Source organism: Mycobacterium sp. 663a-19 (assembly GCF_035616495.1).
Classification (GTDB): Bacteria; Actinomycetota; Actinomycetes; order Mycobacteriales; family Mycobacteriaceae; genus Mycobacterium.
In genome coordinates this window covers 334,942-357,971 of record NZ_JAPJAV010000004.1, presented here as the reverse complement: position 1 = coordinate 357,971, position 23,030 = coordinate 334,942, and the positions used below count along the sequence as shown (strand labels likewise).

10 protein-coding genes and 1 pseudogene are annotated in these 23,030 nt (G+C 71.4%); 7 read left to right on the top strand and 4 right to left on the bottom strand.

What is annotated here, in order from left to right:
* Nucleotides 1–1,146, bottom strand: coding sequence for a sulfotransferase (locus OQ968_RS10295; protein WP_324677300.1), 1,146 nt, complete (start codon nt 1,144–1,146; stop codon nt 1–3).
* A complete protein-coding gene (locus OQ968_RS10290) occupies nt 1,143–2,399 on the bottom strand; it encodes a DUF1214 domain-containing protein (protein WP_324677299.1) in 1,257 nt (418 codons plus the stop codon). Before OQ968_RS10290 ends, OQ968_RS10295 begins: the two co-directional genes overlap by 4 nt.
* Nucleotides 2,400–2,498: 99 nt before the next feature.
* Between OQ968_RS10290 and OQ968_RS10285 the strand changes: the two genes are divergently transcribed.
* Both OQ968_RS10285 and OQ968_RS10280 read left to right on the top strand, forming a co-directional pair.
* Entirely contained in the window at nt 2,499–2,885 is a 387-nt protein-coding gene (locus tag OQ968_RS10285) for a PPOX class F420-dependent oxidoreductase (protein ID WP_324677297.1), read from the top strand.
* Nucleotides 2,886–2,898: 13 nt separating this feature from the next.
* Nucleotides 2,899–3,756, top strand: a complete 858-nt coding sequence (locus tag OQ968_RS10280) for a type 1 glutamine amidotransferase domain-containing protein (protein ID WP_324677295.1) — start codon at nt 2,899–2,901, stop codon at nt 3,754–3,756.
* A gap of 2 nt (nt 3,757–3,758) precedes the next feature.
* On the opposite strand, the gene OQ968_RS10275 is transcribed toward OQ968_RS10280, so the two are convergent.
* A complete protein-coding gene (locus tag OQ968_RS10275; RefSeq protein WP_324677293.1) occupies nt 3,759–4,451 on the bottom strand; it encodes a dienelactone hydrolase family protein in 693 nt (230 codons plus the stop codon).
* A 73-nt stretch (nt 4,452–4,524) separates the two neighbouring features.
* Between OQ968_RS10275 and OQ968_RS10270 the strand changes: the two genes are divergently transcribed.
* The 3 genes and pseudogenes from OQ968_RS10270 (at nt 4,525) to lnt (ending at nt 9,361) form a co-directional block, all read left to right on the top strand.
* Nucleotides 4,525–5,031 carry an FxsA family protein gene (locus OQ968_RS10270; RefSeq protein WP_324677291.1) on the top strand — a complete coding sequence of 169 codons (507 nt, stop codon included), beginning with the start codon at nt 4,525–4,527 and terminating at the stop codon, nt 5,029–5,031.
* A gap of 103 nt (nt 5,032–5,134) precedes the next feature.
* Nucleotides 5,135–6,667 (top strand): amidohydrolase, encoded by a 1,533-nt coding sequence (locus OQ968_RS10265; protein ID WP_324677423.1) that lies wholly within the window; start codon nt 5,135–5,137, stop codon nt 6,665–6,667.
* Nucleotides 6,660–9,361: pseudogene (gene lnt / locus OQ968_RS10260) on the top strand (apolipoprotein N-acyltransferase). Before OQ968_RS10265 ends, lnt begins: the two are co-directional and overlap by 8 nt.
* 4 nt (nt 9,362–9,365) lie before the next feature.
* Here the strand turns inward: lnt and rbpA are convergent.
* On the bottom strand, nt 9,366–9,701 hold the full coding sequence (rbpA, locus tag OQ968_RS10255) for an RNA polymerase-binding protein RbpA (protein WP_324677289.1): 336 nt from the start codon (nt 9,699–9,701) through the stop codon (nt 9,366–9,368).
* A 157-nt stretch (nt 9,702–9,858) separates the two neighbouring features.
* Here rbpA and OQ968_RS10250 point away from each other — a divergent pair, with 157 nt between their 5' ends.
* Complete coding sequence (locus tag OQ968_RS10250) at nt 9,859–10,209, top strand: hypothetical protein (RefSeq protein WP_324677287.1); 351 nt, start codon at nt 9,859–9,861, stop codon at nt 10,207–10,209.
* Nucleotides 10,210–10,516: 307 nt separating this feature from the next.
* The gene (locus OQ968_RS10245) at nt 10,517–23,023 is read left to right on the top strand and encodes a type I polyketide synthase (RefSeq protein ID WP_324677285.1); all 12,507 of its coding nucleotides are present in this window, start codon (nt 10,517–10,519) and stop codon (nt 23,021–23,023) included.
* The last annotated feature ends 7 nt before the right edge of the window (nt 23,024–23,030 follow it).

Here is a 23,030-nt window from a genome sequence, read left to right as displayed (position 1 = left end):
TCAGGCGCTCGCATCGTAGGTGGCGAGGTAGTCCGCGAACCGTTCGCGGACACCCTCTGGTGTCAGGCCGTAGTCGGCGAGGTCGTATTCGTGCGCCCCGCGCGAGCCCGGCTGGTGTGCCCGCGCCCATTGCTGGACCGAGCGCAGAGTGGCATCGGTGAACGTCAAACCCAGCCTCTCGTAACGGGTTTGCAGCGCGCGCACCGGATCGGTCTGCAAATCGGCGAAGGAGACATCGGCGAATCGGTCGTCACCGACACGGTCGCGGAAATCCATGGCCCGCCGCACGCCCTCGGCCCAGCTGTCGACTTGTTCCGCGCCCAGCTCCCTGGCGTCGTCGCGGTCGCTGCTCCAGCTGCGCACGTACCGGATGAGGCTACACACCGAGCCCATCACCTTGGCCGGATCGCGATGGCTCCACAGGAATTTGGCGTTCGGGTAGGCGGCGACGAGCGCGTCGAGGGCGAACATGTGCACCGGGGTCTTGAGGTGCCACAGCACCGGCGGGCAATGCCATTGCAGCAACTTGAGCACTCGCCGGTGATAGGTGTACGTCTCGCGCATGTCGCAGCCCATCAGCCAGGCCAGGTAGCCCGGCGCGCGGACGGCGCCGTCGAAGTGGAAGGTGCGAAAGCTCATGCCCATCAGGTCCTGACATTCGGTCGGTGCCGTGGGCTCGGAGTTGTACATCGTCTTCATCAACGGGAACATGTCGTTGAGCATCTTCAGACCGGCCTCGGCCTGGGCGATCCGTGGATCGGTGTGCTGGGTGGCGGCCTCCGGCGGCGGGGTGGGAGCCTGGGATTCCCACACTCGCAGCGACCGGAATTGCGGATCGGCGGCCACCAGCTGGCTCAGCGCCGTCGTCCCGGTGCGAGGTAAGCCGATGACGAAAACGGGGCCGCCGACCACCTGGTCGTCGATCTCGGGGTGCCGGTGGTAGGTGTCCTCGATCTTGAGCCGCTGAATCAGGGCGTTGCTGATGGTGGCGTGCTGGATGACCCGGCCGATGTCGTTGAGGTCCGCCTCGGTGTTCAGCGCATCGACGATGCGTTCCAGACCCTCCCGGTAGTAGGGGGAGCCGAAATCGTCGAGACCCGTTGCGGCGCGGGCGCCTTCCTCCAGCTCGTCGGCGTCGAACGTCACCGTCCGAACCTTTCGCGCACGGCGCGCCGACGCGTCGCGAGGACGGCTGCCCGTTCCTCCGTCGTGACCGTCGCCGTGCCCGGCAACTCGGCGCGCACGTCGTCGAACGACACGAGCCGCGTCGTCGGTGTCGGCGCCGTCTTGGTTCGCACGCAGCGCAGGATGATCGGGCCGTTGCTGTGGCCCGCGGTGTCGAGCCAATTCGCGACCCCGGGATCCTCGGCGCACAGCACCACACGCACCCGCCCGTCGGAGTCCACCGCGGCCTGATGGGCGTTCAGGCTGGACTGGTGGCGCCCGTAGTGAATCGTTTCCCACCACGGGTTGCCGATGGAAAAGCTCCAGTAAATCCCTTCGGGCGGTTCGACTTCCACGATCAGCGCCTCGCCCCGGTCCAGTTCCCACCGACCGATGACCGGCTTGTTCTCCGCCGCGGCGCCGATGTCGGTGCGGTCGATCGGGGGCAGGAAGCCGTTCGGCGGCGGCGCGGCGCCGAATTGTAGAAAGAAGGCCAGGTTGTCCTGAACGAAGTCGCCCAGGGCGATCAGCTGGCGCGAGAGCGCGGCGTCGGGATCGACGGCCGGGCGGGTCGCCGGCGCTGCGTCGCCCAGTCGTTCGATGCGCAGCGACGACGCCGTCTCGGTCTCCCAGTCGTAGAAGAAGTGCCGCACCGTCAGGGTGGGGTGCTTGCCCTCGATGCGCATCCAATTTCCCGCCCGCCCCGTCGGCTCCGAGGCCGACAGCACCACCTCGAAGTTTCCGTCGGCGTCCACCTCGAGCTCGTCGACCAGTTCGTTCGCGGTCGCCGCGATGCCGTTCATCGTCTGCAGCCCGACGTAGCGGGCGGTGCCGCGATTGCCGAACAACCGGTATCTCTCCCCGCCCCGCAGCACGGCCCGGGTGTAGAGGCAGTCCGGGCACTCCATTCCCCAGGTCAGGATGTCGTCGGTGCTGGTGCGTTGGACGCACAGTACCGGATCCGGATCGAACCGCAGCGCCTCGTCGATGCCGGCGGCGAGCAGGACGAGCAGATGGCGCATGCCCGCGGCGAAATCGACCCGATTCCGGCACGCCGGATCGGATTCCACGACCCGGGCGGCGTCGCGAAGCCCGTCCATCAGGTGCGACCACGCCCGGGACGGATCGACATCGCCCGCCGCCCCCGATAACGGCGCCTCGGCGATCGAGAACGGCAACCACGCCAACGGCTTCTTCGGGTCGCCCACGTTGCCCCGCTCCAGTCGTAGCTGCATACGATTAAGCGAAAATAATATTTTCATTTAATCCGGTCGACTATTGCAGCCGAGGGCGGCGAAGTCAACGGCACGATCACCCGGCGGTAGGTTGACAGCGTGACGCCCACCCTCGCCGATCTCGCCAAGGCGCAATACATCCTGCTGACCACCTTCACCAAGGACGGCCGGCCCAAGCCGGTTCCGATTTGGGCCGCGGCCGACGGCGACCGGCTGCTCGTCATCACCGAGGCAAAGTCGTGGAAGGTCAAGCGAATCCGCAACACCCCTCGCGTGACGCTGGCCACCTGCACCCTGCGCGGCCGCCCGACCAGCGAGGCGGTCGAGGGCACCGCGGCGATCCTGGACAAGTCGCAGACCCGCGCCGTGTACGACGCGATCGGCAAGCGCTACGGCATCCAGGGCCGGCTGTTCAACTTCGTCAGCAAGCTGCGCGGCGGGATGGAAAACAACGTCGGCCTCGAGCTGAAAGTGCCTGGAGGCTAACCGGACACAGACCATGGGCGCCGTCCTGATCCCGATCCCGGACCGCGACTTCGACCCAACCGAGGTCGCGGTCAGCTGGCGGGTTCTGACGCGCAACGGTCATCGGGTGGTGTTCGCCACCCAGAGCGGCGCACCGGGCGTGGCCGACGACATCATGGTCACCGGCCGCGGCCTCGACATCTGGTCCGCACTACCGGTATTGGGCGCGGTCCCGGCGATCGGGCTGGCGCTGCGGGCGAACAAGGACGGCCGCCAGGCGTACGCCGCGATGGTCGGCTCCACCGAATTCCGCCGTCCCGTCAGCTGGTCGCAGGCCACCCTCGACGACGTCGACGCGCTGCTGCTGCCCGGCGGGCACCGCGCCCGCGGGATGCGCGGCTACATCGACAGCGACATCCTGCAGCGGCTGGTCGTGGACGCCTTCGCCCGCGGCCTGGTGGTGGCCGCGATCTGTCACGGTGTGCTGCTCGCCGCGCGCAGCGTCGATCCCGCCACGGGCCACTCGGTGCTCTACGGGCGCAAGACCACGGCGTTGACGTGGGCGATGGAGCGGCTCGCCTGGCGGCTGACCCGGGTCACCCGCTTCTGGGACCCCGACTACTACCGGACCTATACCGAGGAGCCCGGGCAGCCCGGCGGGTACATGTCGGTGCAGTCCGAGGTCACCCGCGCCCTCAAGGACCCGGCGGATTTCTGCGACGTCGTCCGCGGATCGCCGCACTGGCGGCGCAAGTCGTCGGGAATCGCACGCGACACCGCGACGGATTGGCGGCCGGCGTTCGTCGTCGACGACGGCAATTACGTGTCGGCGCGCTGGCCCGGCGACGCGCACACCTTCGCGACCGTCTTGTCGCGCAAGCTGCGGCCCTAGCGCTACCGCAGGTGCTCGCCGAAGAACGCGAACACCCGGCTCCACGCATCGTCGGCCGCGGCCCGGTTGTAGCCGAAACCGGCCACGCGAAGCAGCGGCTGGCCGGGTAGCTGGTTCGCGAAGCTGTGACCCGCGCCGGGGTAGGACTTGATGTCGGCGGTGATCTGCTTGGCCTCGGTCACCTCCCGCAACTTCTTGGCCGCGCCGATGCCCAGCGGGTCGCGGCTGCCGAAGCTGGCCACGATCGGGCACGCCCCGTCCAGCGTCTCGCTCAGGTTGCGCGGCAGCGGCGTGCCGTAGAACGGCGCGGAGGCGCCAAAACCCTTGGGCGACATGATAAGTGCGAAGCCACCGCCCATGCAGAACCCGGCGATCCCGACGCGGCCGGAACACTCCGGCATCGACTGCAGGTGATCCCGAGCGGCCAGGACGTCGTCGAGTGCGCGACCACGCTTGGTCATCAGCTCGCGCATGACCCGCGTGATGCATCGCGCGCGGCCACCCCGGGCGTACATGTTCGGGGTCAGCGCCAGGTAGCCCGCCTGCGCGATGCGCCGCGAAATCATTTCGTTGTCCGGTCCGTAGCCGACCGCGTCGTGGATCACCACCACACCCGGCCACGGGCCGGTTCCCTCGGGCATGCCGAGCAGCGCATCGATCGGTCCGTCGGGGGCCTCGATCTGAATCGTCGTCATAGCGTCATCTAACTGCAGCCGAGTTGTGCATCACCAGGGGAACTCGGGAGCGATCCGCAGACGTTGGCGTGACATGCTGTCGCGGCTGTTGCTCGTCTACGCGGTCGTCGAACTGGCGGTGATCTTCGCGCTGGTGTCGACGATCGGGTGGGGCTGGACCCTGCTGGTGCTGCTGGCCACCTTCCTGCTCGGGTGGGGCCTGCTGGCGCCGATGGCCGGATCGCAGCTCATCCGCCAACTCGGGCAGCTCCGATCCGGCCTGGCCGAACCGCAGTCCGCCGTGAACGACGGCGCCATGGTCGGCCTGGCCATGGCGCTCGTGTTGATTCCAGGGTTGGTCACCTCGGCGTTGGGCCTGTTGTTGCTGATGCCGCCGATCCGGACGCTCGCCGGGCCCGGCCTGGCCGGGATCGCGCTGCGCGGTTTGCAGCGGCGGGTACCGCTGATCACCGAAAGGGTGACCTTCACGGCCGACTCGGGCTACGCCGGCGACGGCCGTGACTACATCGACGGCGAAGTCATCGACGTCACGGACGTCGAGCCGCCACCGCGGCCCCCGTTGTCACCGGGCCCCATCTAAGTTTTGGCGTGTGGCGCAATCCGATCGTCGGGCTACGACGATTTCCACGACGCTGCTGGTGAACGGCCGGGTGCACAGCCCCAGCCACCCCGACGCGACCGCGATGGCGGTGCGCGGCGACGTCGTCGCGTGGTTGGGCAGCGACGATGTCGGACGCGGCCAGTTCCCGGACGCGCAGGTCGTCGACCTGGACGGCGGCTTCGTCGCGCCGGGATTCGTGGACAGCCACATCCACCTGAGCGCGACCGGTCTGGCCCTCACCGGCCTGGACCTGCGGCTCGCCACGTCGCGCGCGCAGTGCATGCGGATGATCGCCGAGCACGCCGCCGCTCACCCCGGCCGGCCGGTGTGGGGGCACGGCTGGGACGAGTCGTCGTGGCCCGACAACGCGCCGCCGAGCACCACCGACCTCGACGCGACGCTCGGTGACCGGCCGGCCTACCTGGCTCGCGTCGACGTCCACTCGGCGCTGGCCTCCTCGGCGCTGCGACGCCTGGTCCCGGAGCTCCCGGCGGCGGCCGGCTTCAGCGCGGAGCGGCCGCTGACCGCCGACGCGCACCACCTGGTCCGCGCCGCCGCCCGGGAGCTGCTGACCGCCGGGCAGCTGGCCGACGCCCGGGCCGCGGCGCTGCGGGCCGCCGCGGCGGCGGGCATCGTCGCGGTGCACGAATGCGCCGGCCCCGAGATCGGCGGGCTCGACGACTGGCTGCAGCTTCGCGCCCTCGATCACGGCGTCGAGGTGATCGGCTACTGGGGTGAGGCGGTGAGCACTCCGGCGCAGGCGCGCGCGCTGATCGACCGGACCGGGGCCCGCGGGCTGGCCGGTGACCTGTTCGTCGACGGGGCGCTCGGGTCACGCACCGCCTGGCTGCACGAGCCGTACGCCGACGCGCCCGACCGCGTCGGCACCTGCTACCTGGAACCCGACGCCATCGAGGCGCACCTGCGGGCCTGCACCCAGGCGGAGGCGACGGCCGGCTTCCACGTCATCGGGGACGCCGCGGTCGCGGCGGTGGTCGACGCCCTGGAACGGGTCGTGGAGGACCTCGGCGTGGCCGCCGTCGCCCGCTGCGGGCACCGGCTCGAGCATGTGGAGATGGTGACGGCCGAGCAGGCCGCCAAACTGGGCGCGTGGGGCGTCATCGCCAGCGTGCAGCCCAATTTCGATGCGCAATGGGGCGGCGCCGACGGCATGTACGCCCGCCGGCTTGGCCCCGAACGAGGCGGCCGGCTCAACCCACTCGCGCTGTTAGCATCCCAAGGCGTGCCCCTCGCGCTCGGTACCGACGCCCCGGTGACGGCTCTCGACCCGTGGGAAAGCGTGCGCGCGGCCGTCAACCATCGCACCCCGGGCAGCGCGGTGTCGGCCCGGGCCGCGTTCGCCGCCGCGACCCGCGGCGGCTGGCGGGCGGCCGGTGTCCGCGACGGCACGACCGGGACCCTGGTGCCCGGCGCGCCCGCCTCCTACGCCATCTGGGACGCCGGACCCCTCGACGTGAGCGCACCGCGCGACGCCGTCCAGCGCTGGTCCACCGACCCGCGCTCGCGGGTGCCCGCGCTGCCGCGCCTGGGCCCGGCCGACGCCCTGCCGCGCTGCCGCCGGACCGTGCACAGGGGCGCGGTCATCTATGGCTAGCGGCCGGCACGAGCGGACCGACGAGCCCGACCAGCTCGAGCCGGGCCCGGAGACCCAGGAGAGCCCGGACACCCGAGAGGGCCCGGCCGGGCGCGTCGGCGCGCTGGCGCGTCGGGCGCTGGCCGGGGCCGGCGCCGCGGCGGCCGCGCGGCTGCCGGGTCTGCGGGCGGCGCTGCAGCCACGGCTGGCGCGGCTGCTGGTCACCATCGTGGCCGGATTGCTGCTGTGCGCCAGCTTCCCGTCGCTGAGTTGGTGGTGGGCCGCCGTCGTCGCCGCCGCGCTGTTGGCCTGGGTGCTGAAGCATCCCGCCACCACGGTCATGGGCGGGCTGGGCTACGGATTTCTGTTCGGGCTCGCGTTCTACCTGCCGCTGCTGCCGTGGATCAGCCTGCTGGTGGGCGCCGTGCCGTGGTTGGCGCTGGCGACGACGTGCGCGCTGTTTCCCGCGCTCTTCGGCCTCTTCGCCGTCGTCGTCCGGGACCTGCCCGGCTGGCCGGTCTGGTTCGCGTTGGTGTGGGCCGGCCAGGAGTGGGTGAAGTCGGTCTTTCCGTTCGGCGGCTTTCCCTGGGGGTCGGTGGCGTTTGGTCAGGCCGACGGCCCGCTGCTTCCGTTGGTCAAGCTCGGCGGGGTCGCGCTGCTGTCGACGGCGGTCGTGCTGGTGGGATTCAGCGCGACCGCGATCGCCCAGGAGATCGCCACATGGTGGCGAACCGGTGCCCGCCCCCGCGACACGGCCCCCGAGCAACAGCCGCCCGCGGTGCTGCTGCCGGGCATCTGCATCTGCCTGGCGCTGTTCACCGCCGTCATCGTCTGGCCGCAGGTGCGGCACGCGGGCGCCGGATCGGGCGGCGAGCCCACAGTCACCGTCGCCGCCGTGCAGGGCAACGTGCCCCGGCTCGGAATCGACTTCAATGCGCAGCGACGGGCGGTGCTGGACAACCACGTCCAGGAGACGCTGCGGCTGGCCGACGACGTGCGTTCCGGAGCCGCCGCGCAACCCCAGTTCGTCATCTGGCCGGAGAACGCGTCGGACATCGACCCCCTGCTCGACGCCGACGCGGGACAGCAGATCGCGCAGGCGGCCCACGCGATCGGCGCGCCGATCCTGCTGGGAACCGTCCTCGCGGTGCCGGGCCACCCCCAGGATCCCGAGCAGTACACCAACACGGTCATCGTCTGGAACCCCGTGACCGGACCTGCCGACCGCCACGACAAGGAGATCGTGCAGCCGTTCGGCGAATACCTGCCCATGCCGTGGCTGTTCACGCACCTGTCCGGATACGCCGGCCGGGCCGGCCACATGGTCCCCGGCAAGAGCAGCGACGTGGTGCAGATCGCCGGGGTTCCGGTGGGCGTGGCCACCTGCTGGGAGGTGATCTTCGACCGTCAGCCGCGAAAGGCGGTCCGCAACGGCGCACAGTTGCTGGCCGTGCCCGCCAACAACGCCACCTTCAACCGGCGGATGAGCGAGCAACAGCTGGCGTTCGCCAAGGTGCGGGCCGTGGAGCACGACCGATACGTCGTGGTCGCCGGGACCACCGGCATCAGCGCGGTGATCGCGCCGGACGGCGCCGAGTTGGTCCGCACCGGCTTCTTCGAGCCCGGCTATCTGGACATTCAGGTCCGCCTCAAGACGCAGCTGACACCGGCGACGCGCTGGGGCGCGATCCTGCAATGGGTGCTGGCCGCGGCGGCCGGAGCGGTGATTCTGGTCGCGATACGGCACAATGGGTGGTTCCCGCGTCCCATTCGGCGGAGGTCTAGGCGGTCGAGGCCCGGGCCCGACGACGACGGCGACCACACCCCGCCAGCAGACGGCGGCGACGACACCGAGCCCGCCGACGAGGGCGGCCGACCCGATTTCGGGCGAGACAGAGGAGCTACATGACCACCGGCCAGCAGGCACCCCGCGTCCCGGGCAATCGCCCGAGCCAGCGCGTCCTGGTGATCATCCCCACCTTCAACGAGCTGGAGAACCTGCCGGTGATTCACCGGCGGCTCAGGGACGCCTGCCCCGACGTGCACCTGCTCATCGTGGACGACAACAGCCCCGACGGCACCGGCAAGCTCGCCGACGAGTTGGCCGCGGCCGACCCGGGCCGCACCCACGTCATGCATCGCACCACCAAGGACGGCCTGGGCGCGGCCTACCTCGCGGGTTTCGCCTGGGGTCTGAGCCGGCAGTACTCGGTGCTCGTCGAGATGGACGCCGACGGCAGCCACGCGCCCGAACAGCTGCACCGCCTGCTCGACGCCGTCGACGCCGGGGCCGACCTGGCCATCGGTTCGCGCTACGTCGAGGGCGGAGCGGTGCGCAACTGGCCGTGGCGGCGTTGGGCCCTGTCCTGGACGGCCAACACCTATGCGCGGCTGGCCCTCGGCATCGGGGTGCACGACATCACCGCCGGCTACCGCGCCTACCGCCGCGAGGTCCTGGAGGCGATCGACCTCGACGCCGTCGACTCCAAGGGCTACTGCTTCCAGATCGACCTGACCTGGCGGACGGTGTGCAACGGGTTCGTCATCGTCGAGGTGCCGATCACCTTCACCGAACGCGAGCTCGGCGTGTCCAAGATGAGCGGCTCCAACATCCGCGAGGCGCTGGTCAAGGTCAGCCGGTGGGGCGTCCAGGGGCGAACCCCGAGCGCCCGCGCGGCGCGCGCCGAAAACCGCACGAAGTCGGCCGGGGCGTAGCCGGTCAGCCGCGGCGCTTCGACCTGATCAGCTCGAGCCGCTCCTTGAGCAGCTCCTCGAGTTCCTCGATCGAGCGGCGCTCCAGCAACATGTCCCAGTGCGTCCGCGGGGGCTTGACCTTCTTCGGCTCGGGCAGGTCGCCCTCGATCAGGGTGCCCTCCATCCCGTTGCGGCACAGCCAGGTGCCGGGGATCTCGGCGTCGTCGGCGAACGGGACCTCGAATTCCTCGCCGTTCTCGGTGCGGTACCGCGCGATCTGCCGCGGCGCCAGGTCGTGGTTGCGGTCGGTTTCGTAGCTCACGGCTCCGAGGCGACTGCCCCTAAGTACGCGATCAGCCATGGGGGCTACTCCTTAGGTCCTTTGGGCTGGTGGGATTGTCTCCGCTTGGCAAACGTTACGGCGCCCGGGCGTAGTTCCCGGGCCGACACGCGGCCCACGCGGCGCGACCATCAATGATACCGGGATCGCGCGGCGGGCCCGACTAAAGTCGGCAGGCGTGACCCGCCGTACCCGCCCGCAGCCCTGCCGCTGGTGCGGCCGGGACGTGGCCGACGCCGGGATGGGCCGTCGCCGCCAGTACTGCCGGCAGTCCTGCCGGCAGCGGGCATACGAGCAGCGGGCCTCGCTGAGCAGGGGCGAGGTGGCGGCGCTGCCCGCCGACGCGGTGGTGCTGTCGGCCGACGAGGCGGCCGACCTGTCGGACCGCGTCTACCAGGTGCGATGCGCGGCGGAGGACGTCGCCACGGCGCTCGACGAGGGCGCCGACGCGGCCGAGCTGCGCGAGCTTTGCGATGTGCTGATCCGCGCCGCCCGGGCCGCCGACGGCTGGCGCCGCGTGGGTGTCTGACCGCGACGCCGCGCGGCCATGCGCCTGACCACCGCCGATGCGTAGCCAGGTACAGTCACGCCATGGGCGTGGCGCCGGATGTGAGGCACTTCGGGGCCGCCGCGCGTGTCGCGGAGCTTCGGACGTTTTGAAGGACGTTTTGAAATCCCGCCGGAGTTGGCCATACTCACCAGCGACATTCTTGGGTCGGACAGCAGCACGGCGCTGGTCGAAAAATCCACCGGGCCGCTTCGTGCAGCAACTTCCGTGACTTGGCGAGAGCCGCACCCGGCGGTTGCAGACGGCCAATGGTAGGCGAGGGGTAGTGATGGCGGATCAACTCCAGCATGCGACCGAAGCGCTGCGCAAAGCGCTGGTCCAGGTTGAGCGCCTGAAGCGCACCAACCGCGCACTGCTGGAGCGGTCGAGCGAGCCGATCGCGATCGTCGGCATGTCCTGCCGCTTCCCGGGCGGCGTCGACAGCCCCGAGGCCCTGTGGCAGATGGTTGCCGACGGCCGCGACGTGATATCGGAGTTTCCCACCGATCGCGGCTGGGACCTGGCGGCGCTGTTCGACCCCGACCCCGACGCCCGCCACAAGTGCTACGTGAACACCGGAGGCTTCGTCGACAACGTCGGGAACTTCGACGCCGCGTTCTTCGGGATCGCGCCGAGTGAGGCCCTGGCGATGGATCCCCAGCATCGGATGTTGCTGGAGCTGTCGTGGGAAGCGTTGGAGCGGGCCGGGATTGACCCCAGCGGGCTGCGCGGCAGCGCCACCGGGGTGTTCGCCGGTCTCATCGTGCAGGGCTACGGCATGCTCGCCGAGGAGATCGAGGGCTACCGGCTCACCGGCATGACCTCCAGCGTCGCCTCGGGGCGGGTCTCGTATGTGCTGGGCCTGGAGGGCCCGGCGGTGTCGGTGGACACGGCGTGCTCGTCGTCGCTGGTGGCGTTGCACATGGCCGTGCAGTCGCTGCGCTCGGGGGAGTGCGACCTGGCGCTGGCCGGCGGCGCGACCGTGAACGCCACCCCGACGGTCTTCGTCGAGTTCAGCCGGCACCGCGGACTGGCGCCCGACGGGCGGTGCAAGGCCTACGCCGGCGCGGCCGACGGCGTGGGCTGGTCCGAGGGCGGGGCGATGCTGGTCGTGGAGCGGTTGTCGGACGCCCAGCGGCTGGGGCACCCGGTGTTGGCGGTGGTCCGCGGTTCGGCGGTCAACCAGGACGGCGCGTCCAACGGGTTGACCGCGCCCAACGGCCCGTCGCAGCAGCGGGTGGTGCGGGCGGCACTGGCCAACGCGGGGCTGTCGGTCGCCGAGGTCGACGTGGTCGAAGGGCACGGCACCGGGACCACACTGGGCGACCCTATCGAGGCGCAGGCGCTGCTGGCGACCTACGGGCAGGATCGCGACGAGCCGCTCTGGCTCGGGTCGATCAAGTCGAACATGGGTCACACCCAGGCCGCGGCCGGCGCGGCCGGCGTGATCAAGATGGTGCAGGCGATGCGCCACGGGCTGCTGCCGGCGACGCTGCACGTGGATGCGCCCAGCCCGCACGTCGACTGGACGGCGGGATCGGTGTCACTGCTCACCGAGGCGCGGCCATGGAAGGCCGAACGCCCGCGCCGGGCGGGCATCTCGTCGTTCGGGATCAGCGGCACCAACGCCCACGTGATCGTCGAGGCCGCCCCCGCGCAGCCGGCACGCGAGGCGGCCCCGGCGCCGCCGGTTGTCCCGTGGGCGATCTCGGCGAAGTCGGCGCCGGCGCTGGCGGCGCAGGCCGCGCGGTTGGCCGAATATCTGCGCGCCCATGGCGAATTGGACATCGCCGACGTGGGATGGACGTTGGCGGGGCGTTCGAGGTTCGAGCACCGGGCCGTCGTCGTCGGCGGTGACCGGGACCGGCTGCTGGCCGGGCTGGACGAACTGGCCAACGACGATCCGACGGGCTCCGTCGTTCGGGGCACCGCGACCCCGGCGGGCAAGACCGCGTTCGTGTTCCCCGGCCAGGGCTCCCAATGGCTGGGCATGGGCATCGAATTGCTCGATGCCGCACCGGTATTCGCGCAGCACATCCGGGCGTGCGAGGACGCCTTCTCGGAATTCGTCGACTGGTCGCTGACCGACGTGCTGCGCGGCGCGCCCGGGGCCCCCGGGCTGGACCGCGTGGACGTCGTGCAGCCGGCGCTCTTCGCGGTGATGGTGTCGCTGGCCGAACTGTGGAAGTCGCTCGGGGTGAGCCCGGACGCCGTGATCGGGCATTCGCAGGGCGAGATCGCCGCGGCCTACGTCGCCGGCGCGCTGTCGTTGCGGGACGCCGCCCGCGTGGTCACGTTGCGCAGCAAGCTGCTGACGTCGCTGGCCGGCCCCGGCGGCATGCTGTCCATCGCCTGCAGCACCGAGCGGGCCCGGGAGTTGTTGGCGCCCTATGGCAATCGGGTCGGTATCGCCGCGGTCAACGGCCGTTCGGCCGTCGTGGTGTCGGGCGACGTCGCCGCGCTCGACGAGCTCGTCGGCTTTTGCGCCGACCTGGAGCTGCGAACCAGGCGCATCGACGTGGACTACGCCTCGCATTCGGTCGAGGTCGAGGCGATCCGCGCCGAGCTCGCCGAGGCGCTGGCCGGCATCGAGCCGCGTTCCTCGCGCGTCGCCTTCTTCTCCACGGTCACCGGAAACCGCTTGGACACAGCGGGATTGGATGCCGACTACTGGTATCGCAACATCCGGCAGACCGTGCAGTTCGACCAGGCGGTGCGCAGCGCCTGCGAGCACGGGTACCGAACCTTCATCGAATCCAGTCCGCACCCGGCCCTGGTCGCCGGGATCGAGGACACCGTCAACGACTGCATCGGCGGCGACGCCGAGGCCACCGAGGCCACCGTCGTTCCCACATTGGGCCGCGACGACGGCGGGCTGGATCGGTTCCTGAGCTCGGCGGCCACCGCGTTCGTCGCGGGGGTTGGCGTGGACTGGCGCGGCGCGCTGGATGGCGCCGGCTTCGTGGAGCTGCCGACGTATGCCTTTGACCGCCGGCGGTTTTGGCTGTCCGGCGAGGGCGTGGCGGCCGACGCGGCGGGCCTGGGGCTCGGCAGCAGCGAGCACCCGCTGCTGAGCGCGGTGGTGGAGCTGCCGGCCTCGGGTGGGGTGGTGCTGACGGGCCGGCTGTCGCCCAGCTTGCAGGGCTGGCTTGCCGATCACGCCGTTTCCGGCACGGTCGTGTTCCCCGGCGCCGGGTTCGTGGAGCTGGCGATCCGCGCCGGTGACGAGGTGGGTTGCTCGACGGTCGACGAGCTCACCCTGCAGGCGCCGCTGATGTTGCCGGCCGGCGAGTCCGGGCTCGGCTCGGTCGCCGTGCAGGTGGTGGTGGGCCCCGCCGAGGAGTCGGGCCGGCGAAGCGTCTCGATTTTCTCGCGCGCCGATGCGGGCGTCGCGTGGGTGTGCCACGCCGAGGGCGCGTTGAGCCCCGAGCCGGTCGAGCCGAACGCCGACCTGTCGGCGTGGCCGCCGGCGGACGCGGTCGCGGTCGACCCGGCCGACGGCTACGAGCGGTTGGCGGCGCGCGGGTACGGCTACGGCGCGGCGTTTCGGGGGCTGACCGCGACGTGGGTGCGCGGTGACGAGGTGTTCGCCGAGGTGCGACTGCCCGACGCCGCCGGCGGCGTCAACGGGTACGGCGTGCACCCGGCGCTGCTCGACGCGGCGATGCACGCGCTGGCTCACCAGATCGCCGGCCAGACCGCCGATGTCGTGCTGCCGTTCTCGTGGCAGGGCGTGTCGCTGCACGCCGCGGGCGCGTCGGCGGTACGCGCGCGCATCGCGCCGGCGGGCGGATCGGCGGCGTCCCAGGCGGTCTCGATCGAGCTGGCCGACGGGCTGGGACTGCCGGTGCTGTCGGTGCGTGCGATGGTGGCACGCCCGGTGAACGAACGGCAGCTGCGCGCGGCGATATCGAGCGCGGGCCCGGACCGGCTGTTCGAGCTGGTGTGGTCGCCGACGACGAAGACCGCCCCGGCCGAGGCGTCGGCGCACGAGGTGTTCGAATCCGTTGCGGCAGAGGATGATCCGGTCGCGGCGACGTACGAGCGCACGCACCGCGCGCTGGGTGCCGTGCAGTCGTGGCTGACCGAGCGCGACTCCGGGGTGCTGGTCGTGGCGACCCGGGGCGCCGTGGGATTGCCGGGCGAGGACGTCACCGATTTGGCCGGCGCGGCGGTGTGGGGCCTGATGCGCTCTGCGCAGACCGAGCACCCCGGCCGGATCGTGCTGGTGGATTCCGATGTGGCCCTTGATGACAGCGCCGTGGCGAAGGCTCTGGCCGCCGGTGAACCCCAGGTGCTCGTGCGCGACGGCAAGGTGTACACCGCGCGGGTGCGCGGCAGCCGCGCGGTCGACGGCGTCCTGGCGCCCCCCGCCGAGGGGCCCTGGCGGCTGGGCATCAGCAGCGCGGGCACCTTCGAAAACCTGCAACTGGAGCCGGTTCCCAACGCCGATGCGCCGCTGGAGCCGGGCCAGGTTCGGGTGGCCCTGCGCGCGATCGCCACCAACTTCCGCGACGTCATGATCACCCTGGGCATGTTCACCCACGACGCCCTGCTCGGCGGTGAGGGTGCCGGCGTCGTCGTCGAGGTCGGGCCGGGCGTCACCGAATTCGCGGTCGGCGATGCGGTGTACGGATTCTTCCCCGACGGGAGCGGCACACTGGTGCCCGGCGACGTCCGCCTGCTGCAGCCGATGCCCGCCGGCTGGTCCTACACCGAAGCCGCCGGCATCTCAGCGGTTTTCACCACGGCGTACATGGCGTTCGTCCACCTGGCCGACGTGAAGCCGGGCCAGCGGGTGCTGGTGCACGCCGCGGCCGGGGGAGTGGGGATGGCGGCGGTCCAACTGGCCCGACACCTGGGCCTCGAGGTGTTCGGGACGGCAAGCCGCGGCAAGTGGGACACGTTGCGGGCCATGGGCTTCGACGACGACCACATCGCCGACTCGCGCAGCCTGGACTTCGAGGACAAGTTTCGCGCGGCCACGGGCGGCCGCGGCATGGATGTCGTGCTGGACTCGCTGGCCGGTGAATTCGTCGACGCCTCGTTGCGCCTGGTCGCCCCCGGCGGGCTGTTCCTGGAGATGGGCAAGACCGACATCCGCGACCCGGGTGCGGTCGCCCGCGAACACCCGGGCGTGCGCTACCGCGCCTTCGACCTGTTCGAGCCGGGCCGCCCCCGGATGCATCAGTGGATGCTCGAACTGGCCGGGCTCTTCGACGCCGGGGTGCTGAAGCCGTTGCCGGTGACGACATTCGACGTGCGACGCGCGCGCACCGCGTTGCGCTACCTGAGCCAGGCCCGCCACATCGGCAAGGTCGTGATGACCATGCCGGGCGCGCTGAGCGAGGGCACGGTGCTGATCACCGGCGGGACCGGCATGGCGGGCTCGACGCTGGCGCGGCACCTCGTGGCGCGGCACGGCGTGCGGGACCTGGTGCTGCTGAGCCGCGGCGGCCCGGACGCACCGGGGGCCGCCGCCTTGGTCGCCGAATTGGAGGCCGCCGACGCGCGGGTGCGGGTGGTCGCCTGCGACGCGGCCGACCGCGACGCGCTGGCGGCGGTGATCGCCGAGATCTCCGCGCAGCGGCCGCTTTCCGGCGTCATCCACGCCGCCGGCGTGCTGGACGACGCGGTGGTCACCTCGCTCACGCCCGAACGCATCGACGCGGTGTTGCGGGCTAAGGTGGACGCGGCGTGGAACCTGCACGAATTGACCCGCGACCTGAACCTGTCGGCGTTCGTGATGTTTTCGTCGATGGCCGGGCTGGTGGGTTCGTCGGGCCAGGCCAACTACGCCGCGGCCAACGCGTTCCTTGACGGGCTGGCCGCTCACCGGCGGGCGCACGGCCTGCCGGCGGTCTCGCTGGGGTGGGGGCTGTGGGATCAGGCCAGCGCGATGACCGGTGGGCTGGACGCGGCCGACCGCGCACGGCTGGGCCGCGACGGGATCCTGGCGTTGTCGTCGGACGAGGCGATGGAATTGTTCGACAGCGCACTCATTGTCGACGAGCCGTTCCTCGCGCCCGCCAGCATCGATCTCGGCGCGCTGCGCGCCCACGCGGTCGCGGTGCCACCGATGTTCACCGACCTGCTCAACGCGCCGGCCCGGCGCCGGGTCGAAGACTCGCTGGCGGCGGCAAAATCGAAATCGGCTCTGGCGCATCGCCTGGACGGGCTGCCGGAGGCGGAGCAGCACGCCGTGCTACTGGACCTGGTGCGTTCGCACATCGCGACCGTGCTGGGGAACACGACGGCCGAGGCGATCGACCCGGACAAGGCGTTTCAGGAATTGGGCTTCGACTCGCTGACCGCGGTCGAAATGCGCAACCGGCTGAAAACCGCTACCGGGCTGGCGCTTTCGCCCACGCTCATCTTCGACTACCCGACCCCGAACGGCCTGGCGGGCTACATCCGCACCGAGCTCGCCGGGGTGCCGCGGGAGATCAAGCAAGCCCCGGCCGCCCGCGTAACAGGCGACGACCCGATCGCGATCGTCGGCATGTCGTGCCGCTACCCGGGCGGGGTGAATTCCCCCGACGACCTGTGGGACATGCTGGCCGAGGGGCGCGACGTGCTCTCGGAATTCCCGACCGATCGCGGCTGGGGCCTGGCCGGGCTGTACAACCCGGATCCCGACGTTCCGGGGACGTGCTCGACCCGCACCGGCGGGTTCGTGGACGGCGTCGCCGACTTCGATCCCGCCTTCTTTGGCATCACGCCGACCGAGGCGCTCGCGATGGACCCGCAGCAGCGGATGTTCCTCGAACTGTCCTGGGAAGCCTTGGAGCGGGCGGGGATTGAGCCCGGCGCGTTGCGCGGCAGCGCCACCGGCGTGTTCGCCGGCGTATACACGCAGGGCTACGGCATGGGCGCCGCACAGGCCGCCGAGGGCTTCCGGCTGACCGGCCAATCGTCGAGCGTTGCCTCGGGGCGGGTGTCGTACGCGCTGGGGCTGGAGGGCCCGGCGGTATCGGTGGACACGGCGTGCTCGTCGTCGTTGGTGGCGCTGCACATGGCGGCGCAGTCGCTGCGCTCCGGCGAGTGCGATCTGGCCCTGGCCGGCGGCGTCACCGTCAACGCCACGCCGGACATCTTCGTGGAGTTCAGCCGCATGCGCGGGCTGTCCGCGGACGGCCGGTGCAAGGCGTACGCCGGCGCGGCCGACGGCACCGGGTTCTCCGAGGGCGGCGGCATGCTCGTCGTCGAGCGCCTGTCGGACGCGCGGCGGTTAGGGCACCCGGTGCTGGCGGTGCTGCGCGGCTCGGCCATCAACCAGGACGGCGCCTCCAATGGGTTGACCGCGCCCAACGGTCCGTCGCAGCAGCGGGTGGTGCGCGCCGCGCTGGCCGGCGCCGGCCTGTCGGCGGCCGACGTCGACGCGGTCGAGGGCCACGGCACCGGAACGACTTTGGGCGATCCGATCGAGGCCCAAGCCCTGTTGGCGACCTACGGACAGGACCGCGGCGAGCCGCTGTGGCTGGGGTCGATCAAGTCCAACATGGGCCACACGCAGGCCGCTGCGGGTGTGGCCGGTGTCATCAAGATGGTTCTGGCGATGCGCCACGAGACGTTGCCGGCAACGTTGCACGTCGACGAGCCCAGCCCGCACGTGGACTGGTCGACGGGCTCCGTGTCGTTGCTGACCGAGGCCCGGCCCTGGAAGGGCGAACCGGGTCGGCCACGTCGGGCCGGGGTGTCGTCGTTCGGGATCAGCGGCACCAACGCGCACGTCATCATCGAGGCGGTCCCGAATGAGGAGCCCGCCGAACCGGAACCCCGCCCCAAGGCGCCGGTGCTGCCGTGGCCGGTGTCGGCGAAGTCGCCGTCGGCGTTGCGGTCTCAGGCCGCGCGGTTGGCGGCCCACCTGCGCGCCCACGAGGACCTGGACATCGCCGACGTGGCGTGGTCGCTGGCGGGCCGCTCCACCTTCGAGCATCGGGCCGTCATCGTCGGAAGTGACCGCGACGGCTTGCTTTCCGGGCTGGACGAGCTGGCCGGGGACGACCTGGCAGGCTCGATCGTTCGCGGCGCCGCGACGCAAGGCGGCAAGACCGTCTTCGTCTTCCCGGGCCAGGGCTCCCAAACGCTGGGCATGGGAATGGGATTGCACGCCGCCTACCCGGTGTTCGCCGACGCGTTCGACACCGTAGTGGCCGAACTCGACCGGCACCTGCTGCGGCCGCTTCGCGACGTCATGTGGGGCGACGACGAAAACGTCTTGCACACCACCGAATTCGCGCAGCCCGCGCTGTTCGCGGTGGAGGTCGCCCTGTTCCGGCTCCTCGAATCCTGGGGCGTGCGACCCGATTTCGTGATGGGCCACTCGATCGGGGAGCTGTCGGCCGCGCACGTCGCCGGAGTCCTGTCGCTGGAGAACGCCGCGGTGCTGGTGGCGGCCCGGGGCCGGTTCATGCAGGCGCTGCCGGAGGGCGGGGCGATGGTCGCCGTGCAGGCCACCGAGGACGAGGTGCGGCCGCTGCTCCCGCCGCAGGTCGGCATCGCCGCGGTCAACGGGCCCGCCTCCGTGGTGATCTCGGGCGCACAAGAGGCGGTGACGGCAATAGCGGACCGGCTCCGCGCCGACGGGCGCCGCGTCCACCGGCTCGCCGTCTCGCACGCGTTCCACTCCCCGCTGATGGACCCGATGATCGACGAATTCGGAACCGTCGCCGCCGGACTCGCGGTCGGCAAGCCCACCATCCCGATCGTGTCGAACGTGACCGGGCAGCTCGCGGGAGACGACTTCGCGTCGGCGGCGTACTGGAAGCGGCACGTGCACGAGGCGGTGCGATTCGCCGACAGCGTCCGGTTCGTGCACTCGGCCGGCGCATCCCGTTTCCTCGAGGTCGGGCCGAGCGGCGGGCTTACGGCGTCGATCGAGGAATCGCTGCCCGACGCACCGGTCGTCACGATGTCCGCGCTGCGCAAGGACCGCGCGGAACCGGTGGCCCTGGCCACCGCGCTCTCGCAAGGTTTCGTAACCGGGATGGACGTGGACTGGCGCGGGGCGATCGGCGCGGCCAAGTTCGTCGAGCTCCCCACGTATGCCTTTGACCGGCGCCGCTTTTGGCTCTCCGGCGACGGCGCCCCGGCCGATGCCGCCGGCCTGGGCCTGGCCGCCGGCGAGCACGCCCTGCTGGGCGCGGTGGTGGAACTGCCGGACTCCGGCGGCGTGGTGCTGACCGGCCGGTTGTCGCAGGGCGCGCAGGGCTGGTTGGCGGATCACGCCGTCGGCGGTGTCGTGCTGTTCCCCGGCGCGGGGTTTGTCGAGTTGGCGATCCGCGCCGGCGACGAGGTGGGCTGTGGCGTTATCGACGAGCTGAATCTCGCTGCGCCGCTGGTGTTGCCGGCCGACGGATCGGTCGCGGTTCGGGTGCTGGTCGGCGGCCCGGACGATTCCGGCGCCCGCCAGGTATCGGTGTTCTCGCGGGCCGACGCGGGGTCCGGCTGGTCGTTGCACGCCGAGGGCGTGCTGCGCGCGGGATCGGTGCAGCCGAGCGCGGACCTGTCGGCCTGGCCGCCGGTGGGCGCGGTCCCGGTGGAGGTCGGCGACGGATACGAGCGACTCGCCGAGCGCGGCTACGGGTACGGTCCCGCGTTCCGCGGCCTGACATCGATGTGGCGTCGCGGCGACGAGGTGTTCGCCGAAGTGGCGCTGCCGGCGGACGCGGGGGTGTCGACGGCCGGATTCGGCGTCCACCCGGCGATGCTCGACGCGGCACTGCACGCGGTCATGTTGGCCTCCGACGGCGAGGAACTGCCCGAAGGTTCGATGCTGGTGCCGTTCTCCTGGCAGCGGGTGTCGCTGCACGCCGCGGGGGCGGGCGCGGTGCGCGCGCGGATCGCGCCGGTCAGCAAGTCGGCGGTGTCGATCGAATTGGCCGACGGGCTTGGCCTTCCGGTGCTCTCGGTCGCGTCGATGGTTGCCCGCCCGGTCACCGACAAGCAGCTCCTGGCCGCGGTGACGAGCTCGGGGCCGGATCGGCTCTTCGAGGTCATCTGGTCGGCTCAGCCGGTGTCGGCGGTGCAGCCGGTATCGGTGTGCCCTTGGGGCGCACCGGAATCCAGCAATTCCGACGACGCCGAGGCCGAGCGATCGGCGGTGCTGTTCGAGTCGCAACCGGTGTCCGGCGACGTCATCGCCGAGGTGTATGCGGCCACGCGCGCGGTGCTGTCGGTGCTGCAGTCGTGGCTGGCGCGCGACGGCGCGGGAACCCTGGTGGTGTCGACGCGGGGCGCGGTGGCGCTGCCGGGGGAGGACGTTACCGATTTGGCGGGCGCGGCGGTCTGGGGTCTGGTGCGGTCGGCGCAGACCGAACACCCCGGCCGAATCGCGCTGGTCGACACCGACGCAACCCCGGATCCCGACGCGATAGCCGCGGTTTTGGCGGTCGGCGAGCCGCAGGTGGTGCTGCGCAACGGGACGGTTCACACCGCGCGGGTGCTCGGCAGCCGCGCCGTCGGCGGCCTGCTGGTGCCACCCGACGACGGACCGTGGCGGCTGGGCATGAGCAGCCGCGGCACCATCGAGAACCTGCGGCTGGAACCGATTCCCGACGCCGACGCACCGCTCGGGCCGGGTCAGGTACGGGTCGCGCTGTCGGCCATCGCCGCCAACTTCCGCGACGTCATGATCGCGCTGGGCCTCTATCCCGACCCGGACGCCGTCATGGGCATCGAGGCCGCAGGCGTCGTGGTCGAAACCGCCTCGCAGGGCGGTCGTTTCGCGGTCGGCGACCGCGTGATGGGCCTGTTCCCGGACGGGACCGGAACCATCGCCACCACCGACCAGCGGCTGCTCGTCAAGATGCCGGCCGGGTGGTCGCACACCGCGGCCGCGACAGCCTCGGTGGTGTTCGCCACGGCGTGCTACGCGCTGGTGGACCTGGCGCGCGTCAAGCCCGGTCAGCGGGTGCTGGTGCACGCCGCCGCCGGCGGGGTGGGCATGGCCGCGGTCCAGCTGGCCCGCCACTTCGGCCTGGAGGTGTTCGCGACCGCCAGCCGCGGCAAGTGGGACACGTTGCGGGCCATGGGCTTTGACGACGATCACATCTCCGACTCGCGCAGCCTCGAGTTCGAGGACAAGTTCCGGGCGGTGACCGGCGGGCGGGGAGTCGACGTGGTGCTCGACTCGCTGTCAGGTGATTTCGTGGACGCCTCGCTGCGGCTGGTAGCCCCCGACGGGGTGTTCCTGGAGATGGGCAAGACCGACATCCGTGACCCCGAGGTCGTCGCCCGAGACCACGCCGGCGTGCGCTACCGCGCCTTCGACCTCTTCGAGGCGGGACCGGAACGCATCGCGCAGATGCTCGACGAGTTGGCCGCCCTGTTCGGCGAGGACGTGCTGCGGCCGCTGCCGGTGACGAGGTTCGATGTGCGACGTGCGCCCGCCGCGTTGCGGTATCTGAGCCAGGCCCGCCACGTGGGCAAGGTCGTGATGACCATGCCCGACGCGTGGACGTCGGGAACGGTGTTGATCACCGGCGCCACCGGGATGGCCGGCTCGGCGGTCGCGCGGCACGTCGTGACGCGCCACGGGGCGCGCAACGTGGTGCTGGTCAGCCGGCGCGGCCTGGACGCGCCGGGGGCCGCGGAGCTGGTGTTCGAGCTGAGCTCGGTCGGCGCCGGGGTGAAGGTGGTGGCCTGTGACGCCGCGGATCGCGAGGCGCTGGCCAAGGTGATCGCGGATATCCCGGTGCAGCGCCCGCTGACCGGGGTGATTCATGCCGCCGGGGTGCTGGACGACGCGGTGGTGACGTCGCTGACTCCCCAGCGGCTCGACGCCGTGCTGCGCGCCAAGGTCAACGCGGCCTGGAACCTGCACGAGTTGACCCGCGACCTGGATGTGTCGGCCTTCGTGATGTTTTCGTCGATCGCCGGGCTGGCCGGCGCGTCGGGCCAGGGCAACTACGCGGCGGGCAACTCGTTCCTGGACGGGTTGGCCGCCCACCGGCGGGCCCACCGGTTGCCCGCGATCTCGCTGGGCTGGGGGCTGTGGGATCAGGCCAGCGCCATGACCGGTGGGCTGGGAGCCGCCGACCTTGCCCGATTCGGCCGCGACGGGATCGTGGCGATGTCCTCGGACCAGGCGCTGGAATTGATGGACACCGCGCTCATCGTCGACGAGCCGTTCATGCTGCCCGCCCACATCGACCTGGCGGCCTTGCGGGCCAAGTTCGACGCGGGCACCCTGCCGCCGATGTTCGTCGACCTGATCAACGCGCCCACCCGCCGCCAGGTCGACGACTCGCTGGCCGCCGCCAAATCGAAATCGGCTCTGCTGCAACGCCTGGAGGGGCTGCCCGAGGACGAGCAACAGGCCGTTCTGCTGGACCTGGTGCGCTCCAACATCGCCACGGTGCTGGGCAGCTCCAGCGCCGAGGCGATCCACCCGGACCGGGCGTTCCAGGAGTTGGGCTTCGACTCGCTGACCGCCGTCGAGATGCGCAACCGGCTCAAATCCGCCACCGGACTGGCGCTGTCGCCGACGCTGATCTTCGACTACCCCAACTCCGCCGCGCTGGCCGGTTACATGCACCGCGAGCTCGTCGGCGCATCCGAGCAACAGGCTTCGGCCGCCGCGCTCGGGGAAGCCGAGATCCAGCGCGTCGTCGGGTCGATTCCGGTCAAGCGCCTGCGCCAGGCCGGAGTCCTGGAAATGTTGCTGGCGTTGGCGAACGAGACCGACGGCCAGGCGGCAACGCCGGCGGTGACCACCGAGAAGGACATCGCGGACATGGACCTCGACGCCCTGGTCAACGCGGCCTTGCGCGACGATGACGACGACGATTAAGGGCAGT